12 protein-coding genes are annotated in these 13480 nt (G+C 45.7%); 1 reads left to right on the plus strand and 11 read right to left on the minus strand.

Annotated elements, in window-relative coordinates; all coding sequences use genetic code 11:
* Window positions 1-51: 51 nt before the first annotated feature.
* The 4 genes from pstB to C7R92_RS15120 form a co-directional block, all read right to left on the minus strand.
* The gene (gene pstB, locus C7R92_RS15105; protein ID WP_017247278.1) at window positions 52-825 is read right to left on the minus strand and encodes a phosphate ABC transporter ATP-binding protein PstB; all 774 of its coding nucleotides are present in this window, start codon (window positions 823-825) and stop codon (window positions 52-54) included.
* A gap of 19 nt (window positions 826-844) precedes the next feature.
* Window positions 845-1735, minus strand: coding sequence for a phosphate ABC transporter permease PstA (pstA, locus tag C7R92_RS15110; protein WP_017247277.1), 891 nt, complete (start codon window positions 1733-1735; stop codon window positions 845-847).
* On the minus strand, window positions 1736-2683 hold the full coding sequence (pstC, locus tag C7R92_RS15115) for a phosphate ABC transporter permease subunit PstC (RefSeq protein WP_017247276.1): 948 nt from the start codon (window positions 2681-2683) through the stop codon (window positions 1736-1738).
* Window positions 2684-2772: 89 nt separating this feature from the next.
* Window positions 2773-3702, minus strand: coding sequence for a phosphate ABC transporter substrate-binding protein PstS family protein (locus C7R92_RS15120; RefSeq protein ID WP_017247275.1), 930 nt, complete (start codon window positions 3700-3702; stop codon window positions 2773-2775).
* A gap of 181 nt (window positions 3703-3883) precedes the next feature.
* On the opposite strand from C7R92_RS15120, the gene C7R92_RS15125 reads away from it, so the two are divergent.
* Window positions 3884-4084, plus strand: a complete 201-nt coding sequence (locus tag C7R92_RS15125) for a DUF378 domain-containing protein (RefSeq protein ID WP_106834815.1) — start codon at window positions 3884-3886, stop codon at window positions 4082-4084.
* 582 nt (window positions 4085-4666) lie between these two features.
* Here the strand turns inward: C7R92_RS15125 and C7R92_RS15130 are convergent.
* From C7R92_RS15130 to C7R92_RS15160, 7 genes are all read right to left on the minus strand, one after another.
* The gene (locus C7R92_RS15130; protein ID WP_106834816.1) at window positions 4667-5215 is read right to left on the minus strand and encodes a GerMN domain-containing protein; all 549 of its coding nucleotides are present in this window, start codon (window positions 5213-5215) and stop codon (window positions 4667-4669) included.
* A 14-nt stretch (window positions 5216-5229) separates the two neighbouring features.
* Window positions 5230-6885, minus strand: a complete 1656-nt coding sequence (locus C7R92_RS15135) for an N-acetylmuramoyl-L-alanine amidase family protein (RefSeq protein WP_106834817.1) — start codon at window positions 6883-6885, stop codon at window positions 5230-5232.
* 172 nt (window positions 6886-7057) lie between these two features.
* On the minus strand, window positions 7058-7534 hold the full coding sequence (locus C7R92_RS15140) for a hypothetical protein (RefSeq protein WP_017247271.1): 477 nt from the start codon (window positions 7532-7534) through the stop codon (window positions 7058-7060).
* Window positions 7535-7575: 41 nt separating this feature from the next.
* Complete coding sequence (locus C7R92_RS15145; protein ID WP_106834818.1) at window positions 7576-7833, minus strand: hypothetical protein; 258 nt, start codon at window positions 7831-7833, stop codon at window positions 7576-7578.
* A gap of 129 nt (window positions 7834-7962) precedes the next feature.
* Window positions 7963-9558: a peptide ABC transporter substrate-binding protein gene (locus tag C7R92_RS15150; RefSeq protein ID WP_106834819.1), complete on the minus strand. Its 1596-nt coding sequence runs from the start codon at window positions 9556-9558 to the stop codon at window positions 7963-7965.
* Between the two features lie 136 nt (window positions 9559-9694).
* A complete protein-coding gene (locus C7R92_RS15155) occupies window positions 9695-11347 on the minus strand; it encodes a peptide ABC transporter substrate-binding protein (protein WP_069852078.1) in 1653 nt (550 codons plus the stop codon).
* Window positions 11348-11770: 423 nt separating this feature from the next.
* Entirely contained in the window at window positions 11771-13396 is a 1626-nt protein-coding gene (locus tag C7R92_RS15160) for a peptide ABC transporter substrate-binding protein (RefSeq protein WP_106834820.1), read from the minus strand.
* Between the last annotated feature and the right edge of the window lie 84 nt (window positions 13397-13480).

The following is a 13480-nucleotide window of genomic DNA, read 5'->3' on the forward strand; positions in this document are numbered from 1 at the left end:
ATTCTAAGGGGTGCACTTCAACATGTGCTCGGGAGGGCTATTATTTTTCTATCAACCAAAACGTCCGCTAATATACGCTTCGGTTTTTTCGTTCTCAGGTGATGTGAAGATTTTCCCCGTCTCATCCATCTCGATCAGCTCACCCATCAGGAAGAAGGCGGTTTTCTCCGAAATTCGCGCTGCCTGATGGAGGTTATGGGTAACGATCACGATCGTATACTCATCTTTTAGCTGCATGACAAGCTCTTCGATTTTCATGGTAGAGATCGGATCGAGAGCGGAAGCCGGTTCGTCCAACAGCAAAATGGTTGGTTGCATCGCGATTGCACGCGCGATACAAAGCCTTTGCTGCTGTCCACCAGAAAGGGAGAGCGCTGAATCGCGAAGACGATCCTTTACCTCATCCCAAAGCGCTGCTTTTCGCAAGCTCGACTCAACCAATTCATCCAAATCACGTCTATTGGTCATCCCGTGGAAACGCGGTGCAAATGCGATGTTTTCATAGATCGATTTGAAAAATGGATTCGCTCGTTGGAACACCATTCCTACCACTTGGCGCAGGCTCTCGATGTTTACTTGCGAGCTGTTAATGTCGATACCATCTACAATAATGGAGCCCTCTACACGACAAGAAGGAACCAGATCATTCATCCGGTTCAAGCTCCGTAGAAGCGTCGATTTCCCACATCCGGACGGACCGATAAAGGCCGTCACGGAGTTACGTTCAATATCCATTGATATATTTTTTACGGCTTGCTTCTCTCCGTAGTATACATTCACGTTATTCGTCTGAATGATCGTTTCTTGCATGGTCAGTACGGACATGGCTGCCACCTACCTCTTCTTAGTTTGATCCTGACGTCATCTTTTTGTAAACCCAATTCCCGAACCAACGAGCGGAAAGGTTAAAGAGCAAGACGGCAATAATCAGAACAGCAGCCGCGCCATCTGCGACATCACGCGCATCCGGTGTCAGCCCCTCGCTGTTTACCTTCCAAATATGCACGGCCAAGGTCTCGGCAGGACGGAACGGGTTCAACGGTGAGGTCGTACTATTCAATGAGAAGTCGGTGAAATCCAGATTCGGTGAAGACATCCCTGCTGTAAACAGCAAGGCAGCCGCTTCCCCAAATACACGGCCAGATGCCAGAATGGCACCCGTAATGATACCTGGGAGCGCTGCTGGAAGGATGACAGACACGATGGTACGCCATTTGGTAATACCAAGCGCGAGACTCGCTTCCTTTTGACTGCGAGGTACGTTGCGCAGTGCATCCTCTGTTACGCGAACCAAGAGTGGCAGGTTAAATACTGTCAGCGCAAGTGCTCCACCAAACAGGGTATAGCCCCAGCCAGTCATATTTACGAACACGAGTAATCCAAACAAACCAACTACGATAGACGGAAGGGAAGACAATACTTCTATACTCATGCGGATAAACTGTGTAATCTTGTTATCCGGCGCATATTCGGCCATATAAATGCCTGCTCCGATTCCGAGTGGCAACGCGATCAGCATGGTCAGGACCAGCAAGTACAACGAGTTGAAAAGCTGTGGTCCAATCCCGCCACCCGCATTGACGATATCCGGCGGAGAGGTCAAAAAGTCGAGATTCAGCTTATGCCAACCTTGAGAGAGAATGAAGCCCAATAGTCCCACCAAGGTACCAATAATCAGTACGGCAATCAGTGTCAAAACAACAGTAGCAGCGCGGTCCATCAGTCTCGCTTTCATCTATTTCGCCAACCTCTTTCTGCCCAACAGGCGCAAAATCACGATAAAGATGAAAGACATCGCCAAGAGCAGCAAAGCCATTGACCAGAGAGCATTGTTATACGGAGTTCCTTGAATCGTATTCCCCATGTTCAATGTAATACCGCTAGTGAGCGTACTGATCGGTTCGAACAAACCGCCTGGCAGCTTCGTTGTGTTACCGATAACCATTTGCACAGCCAAAGCTTCTCCAAAAGCGCGAGACATCCCCAAAACAATGGCCGTTAAACAGCCAGGAAGCGCGGAATGCAACACGACATTCCAAATGGTTTGCCAGCGAGTAGCACCCAGCGCGAGTGAAGCGTTGCGCAAATCTTGCGGAACAGCCTCAATTGCATCTGCTGCCACACTCGTAATGGTAGGCAAAATCATCAGGGCAAGAACAAGTCCCCCTGCCAATAAGCTGAAGCCAAGAACATCAAATTGTTCGCGAATAAATGGAACAAGCAAAGTTAGTCCAACATAACCGTAAACGACTGATGGAATACCAACCAACAGCTCGATAACCGGCTTCAATACTTTTTTCCCGAAGCCAGGAAAGATCTCTGTCATAAAAATAGCGGCGCCGATTCCAAGTGGCGCGGCAATCAAAGCAGCCAGTGCCGTTACGAAAAACGAACCGAGGATAAAGGGCAACACACCATACGCGGATGGTTCACCTTCTGGGTCCCATTTGTCATGCGTTAAAAATTCTTTGAAGCTTACTCCATCGACGAAGAACGTCGACAGCCCTTTTGAAGCAATAAAATAGGTGATGGATAAAACAACAATAACGAGCAAACCCGCACAAATCATCGCGATGGTTTTGCCGGTAATATTCTCTGTCTTTTGACGCTTGTTCGTTGTCAGCATTTTTTGCGCAATCATCGATTTACGCTCTGTATTTACCCCTTCAGTACGATGGCTCATGTTCTCCCTCCTGGAAAGAAAACGACTGTACGCAAGCAAAATGAGGGGAAGGCCCCCCTACCCCTCTATTTTGCTGTTGACGATAACGCTTATTTTTGTGTTACTTTGCCTTCTGCATCACGTTCCACTTTCATATCTGTGATTGGCAGGAAGCCCAATTCTGTTACAGTTTTCTTTTGTACTTCGTCAGTCAGGATGAAGTCCAGGAACGCTTTTGCATCGCCAGCTGCTTCACCTTTGGTGTACATATGCTCGTACGCCCATACTGGATATTTGTTCGATGTAATGTTTTCTGCGTTTGCTTCCACACCATCCAATTTCAGAGCTTTTACAGAGTCATTGAAGTAGGACAGAGCCAAGTAACCAATTGCACCTGGTGTTTCAGCAATGATTTTGCGAACAGTACCGGAGGAATCCTCTGTGATACCTTCTGCTTCTTCTTTACCATCCAACGCGAATTTGCTGAATGTCGCGCGAGTTCCGGAAGATTTCGGACGGTTAACCAGCGTGATCTTCATGTCTTCACCGCCAACGTCTTTCCAGTTGGTGATTTTACCAGTGAAGATGTCGATCAATTGTTGCTTAGTCAAGTTGTCTACTTTTACTTGCGGGCTTACTGCTGCTGCCATACCGACAACCGCTACTTTATGGTCTACCAGTTCGTTTGCTGGAATGCCTTTTTTCTCTTCTGCAAAAATATCGGAGTTACCGATCGTTGCTGCACCGCTTGCTACTTGGCTCAAGCCCGTGCCGCTTCCTCCGCCTTGTACTTGGATTTGTGCGCCTGCATTTTTTGCCATAAAGTCTTTGGCCGCTTGCTCGACCAGAGGCTGTAAAGCGGTAGAACCCACTGCTGTTACAGGTTCACCGGAAGTTTTTGGTGTCGAACCAGAGTTGCTTTGCTCTTTAGCTGGTTGTTGCGCTGGTGCTGGAGTCTGCGCAGTGTTGCCGCTTCCACACCCCGCGAGTAATGCCCCTACACATGTCAGCGCAATAAACATTTTGCTGAGTTTTTTCATTGGATGAAAATCCTCCTTAAAAGGTTCGGTTTGTTTTTTCTCTCTTACAAGTACAAACTATACAGCGGGAATGTTGTCGTATTATGTTGTGAATGTAAAGCTTTCTTAAAGATGGAGGGATTCCTGTTGTCAAACCGCAAACATGGGAATAATGTCCCTATTCTTTTCTGGGGGTGTCCATATGGATCGGCTGGCCTTGCTGTTTGTTATCATTGGTGCCCTGAACTGGGGATTAATCGGGTTATTTCAGTTTGATTTAGTCGCAAGCTTGTTTGGGGGAGCGGAGTCTATCGTAAGTCGAATCGTGTATACGATGGTAGGCTTGTTTGGGGTGTATGCCATCAAGTTTCTTTTCACGGATCGGGAAGAAACACCAACATAAAAAAAGATGTCCCGCTGTCCGGCTGTTGGGGAGAGGAGGAAACAGGAGAAAACGCTCAGCTTCTTGTCCCACCCGCTGAGGGATTCATTGCCCGCCTCCATGAAAAAAAGCGAAACCCGCGTCCAAAGTGGTCCATTCAAGAGGTGTCTCAGAGGTGGACGCTAAAAGCTTGTTTCGCTTTTTTTCATTACGCCTCGGTCGGTGTACCAAAGATCTTCGCTTATTTCTCCTGTTTCCTCTACGAGCTTTCCGTGCTATTCGAGGTTTTAAAAGCCTTAAAAAAAGATTGAAGAATGTACTCAGTCACGACAGAGAAGAATATTTCCAGACGTAGCGACTTGTGGAGTCCTACCGAGCGGAGAAGCGATTAGCGGGCAAAAGAAATGCAACGTGCCCATGCGACGAAGCGGCTACCACTTTTGCGTTTCCCCGTTAATCGCTTCGGAGCGGACAGTCTCAACCCCCAGCAGGACGGAGCCTGGAGCCTAGACTGGAAATATTCTTCTCCCTACGACAGCCACGATACGAGAAAAAAAGCGGCACATCCCGATTAACAGGATGTGCCCCCTTTATGGTGATGAATTAATTGTCTCGTTTCAGTGGCTCAGAGAGATCTACGTGCCCCATCAGCGTTTCTACTTTCTTGCCATCCTCTAAGAAGACAATTTCCTTTACTTCCGAGAACTGAAAGAATGTATTCTTCAACGCATCCAAAGCCATCGTCTCGCCACTTGAACCCATATTGAACTGATTCTTGCTATCCGCATCAATCGTCAGGGTTCCTTTATCAAATGTGATCGAATGGTACTTGAAGTCTTTCCACAGTGGAATGTGCACGTCTGGCTTCACAGGCGTCTCCAGCAGGGACAGTGCCTTTTTGTACTTCTCGATATCTTCGGCAAACGTGATCTCTTGCTCTTCTTTTTGCAGCTCCATCACGTTATTATCTGAATAGTAAACGGTGACCATTTGCTTTTTCAGAGTCGGCTCTGTTGTCGATGGATCAGTGTTTGAACCAGATGGCTGTTCTACTGGTGTGGTTGGCTGTGGTGTTTCTGTCGCGTTTTGCCCACATCCGGCCAAAAGCAGCATCACTAACGCTGCCATCCAGATCACTCGACTTTTTTTCATCGTGAAAAGCCCCCTTACTGATAAGACTCGTAGTATTCACGAATAGCCGTAACCATAGCTTTCGCGATTTTATCTTGGAATGCCGGATTCATTAGCTGCGCACTCTCCTGTGGATTGGAGAGAAAGCCTGTCTCGGTCAATACGGCAGGCATTTTTGTGTTTTTGATCACATAAAAGCCTGATTTCTTGACTCCACGATCCGGGAACTGCGTTGCCCCTTGTAAATGTTTATGTACCAATTGGGCAAAAGCTTTACTGTTTTCATTATAATAGAAAGTTTCTGTCCCAGCCGCTGTTGGTTTCGGGAATGAGTTGGCATGAATGGACAAGAACAAGTCTGCTTCCAGATCATTGGCAATAGCAACTCGCTCTGACAGTTCATAAAACACATCCGTTGTCCGTACTGGAACGACCTGAAATTCTGGATATTGCTTCAGCAAAGCAACGACTTTATTGGCTACAGCCAAAGTGAAATCTTTTTCACGCTTGTCAGCAGCACTAGAAGTCCCCGGGTCTTTTCCTCCATGACCGGCGTCAACGACGATCAGGTAGCCCGTTTTCTTCGGTTTTGGCGTCAATTTTACTTCGATACCGTCTTCCGTGTAAGCCAGCTCATACGCGCTCTTTTGGTTCAGCTCAATGACGACGCGAACTGTGTCAGGAGATGCACTGTATTGGCTGTAACGCAGGTCAGCGATGAGAGGTTCTTCTTTCGCTTGTTCTGCCTGATTCTGTTCATCAGAATCTGAATCTCTGTCTTGGTCTTCATCATCAGCGGAGGCTATTTCCTCGGATTCACCTACACTATCATGTTTCTCGTCTTGACGTTTTAGATCTTCGATTAAATCATCATCCAATGCTGTTTGTGGGAGATCCAAGACGATCCGGTGAGGACCTGTCATCACAAAGGACTGAGGAATTACAGGTATGGTCGTTTCAATACGAACACGGTCGCCATCCTTAGATACATCTTTCAAAACATTGAGGCGATCGATCTCAACCTGATTATTTTTCTTGTCCCACGCAAATGACCCGCCAAGCTCGTCCTCCAATTGACGTAATGGGAGGACCAACTGATCATCAATCGTCATCCCGCGCTCAGGTCGTTTCCACGCAAAGCCTTTTTGTCCCACTTGCTCAGCTACAGCCTGTGCGGACGCGTACATCGTGTCTTCCACTTGATACAGCTTGATCGGCTGGGTTGGGGCCTTGCCATTCAGCTTTACCTGTGGTGTTTCGTTTGCAATGACAGTTCGTGTGCTGTTGTCCCACCCGACTGTAACACCAAGTGACTCCCCGACAAAACGCAGTGGCAGCAGCATACGCTTTTGTGAAATAACAGGCGGCGTATCGAGCTTCACTTGTTTACCGTTCAACATTGCCGAACTGGAGTCAAGTGTAAGGGAGAGCTGCTGCGTGCCTTTGGAAATGACAGCTGTTCGAGTAGCTTCATTCCAATCCACTTTTGCACCTAGCCCTTCGGCGATGACACGGACGGGAACCAACGTGCGTCCATTCTTGATGACTGGCGGCACTTCAGCATTCACTGCTTGTCCACCAATCATGAGATTGACAGCTTCCTCTGAAGCACTGCTTGCTGCAACCGCCCAACCGGGGATTAGCAGTAGGACCAGCAATGCAAAAAGCAGAGGGTAAAATCGTCTCTTCATCCTGACCTCCTCCGTGATGTCTGTTTTCTTCGTTATGTGGCGTCAGCCAATGTGCAACGTTCACCATTCTATTAGACGCTATATGATCTGTAAAGTTTATAGTCTTTTGGTACCAAAATGAAAAGACCGCCTCCGCAAGCCCCGCGAGACAGTCTTTGCAACTAATCATTTGTTATCGAAAAAATCCCCTTCTCTCTTGCCTACTTACTTCTTGAACCGGTTTTTTTATCATGTTCAAGCCCCCGTTGGCAAGAAATTGCTGGATCAGCGAAATCACAGCTGGATTCGACAGCACCTTAATGGAGTCGGCTACCTTGGGGTTTTTCAATTGGGGAATAGCGTCGCCTAGATACGGTAAAAGCGGTAGTAAGTCTTCGATAGAAATGGCAGGCTTTTGTGGTTGGGGTACAGCTTCCACTTGAGCGGCATTCCGTCGTCCTCCAAACAGCAGCCCTCGACGTTCTCCTGTACTTCTTGGAGGTGCTTGTTTGAGACGCCCCAGTGTATTCTTCATATCCTGCAGCTCCTGTCGCACCTGACTCATTTCTCTCATCATTTGGGCATTGTTTGCATGCTGTGCATCCGCTAGTTTGTTGATCGATTCTTGCAAATTGCCCCTGGGGACAGCCTGCTTCTTTTTCGCTTTCATTTTTTCAACGATAATCCCACCTCCCTCCTCACTCTACCCCCTTATCTAAAACGTTTTTTTATATTTTCCAAATCCTTTGCAGTGACACCTTTTTTCGAAAGCTTATTCAACAGGCTTCCGACATTTTCTGTTTTCTGCATCTGACGAAACTGCGCAGCATAACTGTTTACCTCTTGCTCGGTCAATTTTTTCCCTGACTTTTTGGCCATTTCACGAATGACTTCCTTGATTCCCGCATCTGTCCTCAGCTTTTCCTTAGGAATTGATTTGACAATGTTGAGCAAAGAACCAATATCCATCAATATCCCCCCTGGTTGCAGTTAGTTCCTTTTTACTCTATGTAGCCAAGGGCGTAATGGATTGGTCATTTGTCCATGAGACTAAAAAAAAGAAGAGGGACACGAAAATAGCCCTCTTCTCCTGCATTCTTATTTTTTGGTGATATCCGCATATTTGAAGTCAACATCCCCAAGTCCATCCATCACGACATCTTTCAGATTTTCGTTCTGCACCCAAGAGTTCGCATAGAAGTAGATTGGCATGATTGGCATTTCGTCCATCAGGATTTGCTCCGCCTGCAGTAGAATTGCTTTGCGCTTCTCCAGGTCTTGCTCCAGAGCGGATTGGTTCAGGAGTTCCTTGTACTTTGGATTTTCCCAACGTGTATCGTTGTTTCCGCCGTCTTTTTCCTGGAACATATCCAAGAAGTTGATGGGATCATTGAAGTCACCCAACCAGCCTCCACGAGCGATTTGATACTTACCTTGGTGAACGTCTTCTAAGTATACCTTCCATTCTTTATTTTCGAGCTTTATATCTACACCGAGGTTTTTCTTCCATTGAGCTTGTATTTCTTTTGCGATCTTTTTATGCCCTTCGGATGTGTTGTAGATGAGTGTGATTGGCGGGAGTTTGGAGATACCCTCTTCCTCCATACCTTCTACCAGTAATTTCTTTGCAACTTTAAGGTCATTATCTTTGAAGTAACCGTCTTTGTTCAACGCCATGCTCGGAGGTACATAGCCTGTTGCCGGTACTTGACCAGCTTGCAGGATATCGGTGGTGATGCTTTCACGTTTAATTGCATACGCGAACGCCTTACGAATTTTTGCGTTGGTAAACGGTGCTTGCTCTGTATTGAAACGATAAAAATAGGCACCGGCGATTGGCTGTGTCTTCAAGATGCCAGCTTCCCTCAAAACCGGAAGTGCATCGGTTGGCAGCGAGGAGTTTGGAGCACCAGCCCAATCCAGTTCGTCGTTATCAAACATGGATAATTCCGTATTCTCATCTTCTATCATGGTGAATTCGATCTTATCCAATTTTACATTGGCTTTATCCCAGTACTTCTCGTTTTTCACAACAGTCAGATTGCTATTGTGTTTCCATGTTTCCATTTTGAATGGCCCATTGCCAACAACCGTCTTGGCCTCCTCAGCCCATTTTTTGTTACCTTCGACTACCTTCTTGTTCACTGGGAAGTATGTTTTAAAAGCAACCAGCTCCGGGAAAAATGGTGTCGAGTTTGTCAGTTCCACTTTTAGCGTCTTATCGTCAATCGCCTTTACGCCAACGTCTCCCGCCTTGCCAATCCCTTTGTTGAAGTCTTCTGCACCTTTCACATAATACAACTGGTAGGCGTAGTTAGAAGCTGTCTTTGGATCGAGAGCACGTTTCCAAGCATATTCGAAGTCATATGCCGTTACTGGATCGCCGTTGCTCCATTTTGCTTCACGAATCTTGAATGTATAAGTCTTCCCATCCGCAGAAACGGTAAAGCTCTCGGCAGCGGCTGGGTGCAGCTTTCCATCTGTTCCGAGACGTGTCAGACCTTCGAATGTAGCTGTGATGATCGTACTAGAGGTAGTATCCTCCGCAATTCCTGGGTCTGCTGTAGGAGGCTCCCCTTGCAGATTCATTCTTAATACTTTAGGTTCAGCTGCTTGGATAGCGCCTTCGTACCCTGTCATCATTCCACCGAAAACGAGGATTGAACTCAAAGCCAGAAAAACACTCTTTTTCATCATACACACCCCTATTTTCTTAATGAAAATCTTCCAATAATTAGTATACATGAAAAGTGTAAAAATTTGGATATTAAATAGATAAAAAAAGAAGAGAGGTGAGTATAACACCGCTCTTCTTTTACATACATAGCTATTATTTCTTTTCTGCGATATCTGCGTATTTGTAGTCTACAGCACCCAGACCATCGATGATTACGTCTTGAACCTTGTCGTCTTTCACCCAAGATTGTGTGTAGTAGTAGATTGGCATAATTGGCATTTCATCCATCAGGATTTGCTCCGCTTGTGCCAGGATTGCTTTACGTTTTTCTGGGTCTAGCTCCAGAGCGGATTGGTTCAGGAGTTCTTTGTACTTCGGATTTTCCCAACGAGTATCGTTGTTTCCGCCGTCTTTTTCCTTGAACATTTCCAGGAAGTTGATTGGATCGTTGAAGTCTCCCAACCAGCCTGCACGAGCCACTTGGTATTTACCTTGGTGTACGTCATCCAGGTATACCTTCCACTCTTTGTTCTCGAGCTTTACGTCTACGCCCAGATTTTTCTTCCATTGGTCTTGGATTGCTTCAGCAATCTTTTTGTGACCTTCGGAAGTGTTGAAGGAAAGAGTAAGTGCCGGGAATTTGCTAAGACCCTCTTCTTTCAATCCTTCTTCGAGCAATTTCTTCGCTGTCTCGATGTCATTATCCTTGTAGAAACCGTCTTTGTTCAGTGCCATGCTTGGTGGTACATAGCCTGTTGCAGGCAATTGACCAGCTTGCAGGATGTTGTCGATCAGGCTTTGACGATCGATCGCATAGGCAAACGCTTTACGGATTTTTACGTTGTTGAATGGTGGTTTTTCTGTGTTGAAACGGTAGAAGTAAGTACCCGCGATTGGCTGAGTTGTCATTTTTCCGGAGTCTTTCAAAGCCGGGATCGCGTCTGTTGGCAACGCAGATGTTGGAGCACCTGCCCAGTGCAGTTCACCGTTTTCGTACATGGACAGCTCAGTATTCTCATCCTCTACCATGGAGAATTCGATTTTGTCCAATTTTACATTGTCTTTATCCCAGTAGTTGTCGTTTTTGGAAACTACGAGCTTGCTCTTGTGCTCCCAAGAATCCATTTTGAATGGACCGTTACCAATAACTGTTTTCGCATCGGTAGCCCATTTCTCGTTGCCATCTACTACTTTTGGATTAACTGGGAAGTATGTTTTGAATGCAACCAGCTCCAGGAAGAATGGAGTTGGGTTCGCCAATTCTACTTCGAGTGTCTTATCGTCAACTGCTTTTACGCCAACGTCTTCTACTTTACCCTTGCCTTTGTTGTAGGCTTCTGCGCCCTTCACATAGTACAATTGGTATGCATAGTTGGAAGCTGTTTTTGGATTAAGAGCACGTTTCCACGCATATTCGAAATCTTTTGCGGATACAGGATCGCCGTTGCTCCATTTGTTATCACGGATTTTGAATGTATATTTTTTACCGTCCTCAGAAACAGTATAGCTCTCTGCTGCTGCTGGAGCATATTTACCGTCTTTACCAACGCGAGTCAGACCTTCGAAGGTAGCTGTGATGATTGTGCTGGAAGTTGTATCTTCCGCGATACCTGGGTCAGCTGTTGGTGGCTCGGAGTGCAGGTTCAGTTTCAGTAATTTAGGGCCAGTTGCTGGTGCAGAATTTTCTGTCTTTCCTGCGGATGCATTGCTATCTGCTGGTGCCGCCTGGTTTCCGCCACCGCATCCTGCGAGTGCCGCACCAAGAACGAGGATAGAACTCATTGCCACGAAAACATTCTTTTTCATACAAGTAATCCCCCTTTTCTAAATCTTTTATCAATATACATGGTTTTATATATTTTTTAAATATGTTTTAGAATGATTTAATAAATTTTTATTTATTTATAAAGAGAATTAATGAATTATAAAATATATTGATCGATAAATAAATTTTCCAGAACATCCCTATCTCGAAATTCCTACGAAAAACCGCATAATATCAAGTTTTTTCAGAGTTGAGGACCCAAACTTCATTTGTTGATATATTTTTTCATTCACCCAACTTTATCTACATTCAGCAAAATCGCAATAGTGATTTAATTTATAATTTTATAATTTCTAACATCGTTATCCATTCTCTGCTCGATTGTTCTCTCTTATAAATGGTTTATAAAAAAAGAAGAGTGCCGTAGCACCCTTCTCTTGTTACAACGTATTATGCGGTTTTTCTTATTGAATGTCTGCCCATTTCCAGTCTACGAAACCGAGACCGTCGAGTACTACACCTTTTACTTTGTCTTTTTTCACATAAGAATGAGTGTAGTAGTAGATTGGCATTGCTGGCATTTCGTCCATGAAAATGGCTTCTGCTTGTGCCAGGATTTGTTTGCGTTTTTCTGGGTCTTTTTCCAAAGCAGACTGGTTCAGCAGCTCTTTGTACTTCGGATTTTCCCATTTCGTGTCGTTGTTTCCGCCATCTTTGTCCTTGAACAGGTCCAAGAATGTGTATGGATCGTTGTAGTCACCAGTCCAGCTGGAACGTGCGATTTGGAATTTACCTTGGTTTACATCTTCCAAGAATACTTTCCATTCTTTGTTCTCCAGCTTAATGTCTACGCCGAGTGCTTTCTTCCATTGGTCTTGGATGGCTTCGGCAATTTTCTTGTGACCTTCAGACGTGTTGAAGGAAAGAGTAAGGGTCGGCATTTTGGTAATGCCTTCTTCCTTCATACCTTCTTCCAGCAATTTTTTCGCTACTTCTGCATCGCCGTCTTTGAAGTACGGGCTTGTTGCCACTGCCATTGTTGGCGGGATCAGACCCATTGCTGGTTCTTGGTTTGCTTGCGTGATGTTGTCGATGATAGATTTACGATCGATTGCATAAGCAAACGCCTTACGGATTTTCGCGTTGTTGAACGGCGGAACTTCCGTATTGAATTTGTACAGGTACGTACCCGCGATCGGGCGTGTTTGCATTTGGCCGGATTCTTTCAATGCAGGAATCGCATCGGTAGGAAGTGAGCTCAAAGGTGCTCCGGACCAATCCAAATCGTCATTGTCGAACATGGACAGCTCTGTATTTGCATCTTCAACCATGGAGAAGTTGAGTTTGTCGAGTTTTACAACGTCTTTATCCCAGTAGGTATCGCTCTTCACGAGAACCAATTTGCTCTTATGTTCCCATTTTTCCATTTTGAATGGACCGTTACCTACGTGTGTAGCTGCTTCGCCCGCCCATTTATCGTTGCCTTCCACTACTTTTTGGTTAACTGGGAAGTACGTATAGAACGCAGTCAGCTCCAAGAAGAATGGTGTTGGGTTTTTCAAAGTCACGACGAGTGTTTTATCGTCTTTTGCTTTTACGCCAACATCTTCAGCTTTTGCTTTACCCTTGTTGTATTCTTCTGCATTTTTGAGGTAATACAATTGGTAGGAGTAGTTAGATGCTGTTTTCGGATTGAGCGCTCGCTTCCAAGCGAATTCGAAATCCTTTGCAGTAACTGGCTCCCCATTGCTCCATTTGCTGTCACGCAGGGTGAATGTATAAGTAAGACCATCTTCGGATACGTCAATTTTTTCTGCTACAGATGGATGTGGTTTGCCATCTTCGCCAATACGAGTGAGACCATCAAATGTTGCACGCAGAACCGCACTGGAAGTAGAATCTTCAGCCAATGCAGGGTCAGCAGTTGGTGGCTCGGACATCATGTTCATTCTCAATTCTTTAGGACCGCTTGTTTGCTCCTTAGAAGCATTGCCTTGCTCGCCTGCTTTCTCACCGCCGCCGCCACAGCCTGCCAGCGCCGCACTCAGAACCAGGATAGAACTCATTGCTGCAAAAACGCTTTTTTTCACGGTGTTGACCCCCTATTTTTCTATCGGTAAAACTTCATTGAAAGCTACTCCACAAATATACTGCATTTTTAGTAATATTGAAGA

The organism is Brevibacillus porteri (assembly GCF_003013475.1).
Classification (GTDB): Bacteria; Bacillota; Bacilli; order Brevibacillales; family Brevibacillaceae; genus Brevibacillus; species Brevibacillus porteri.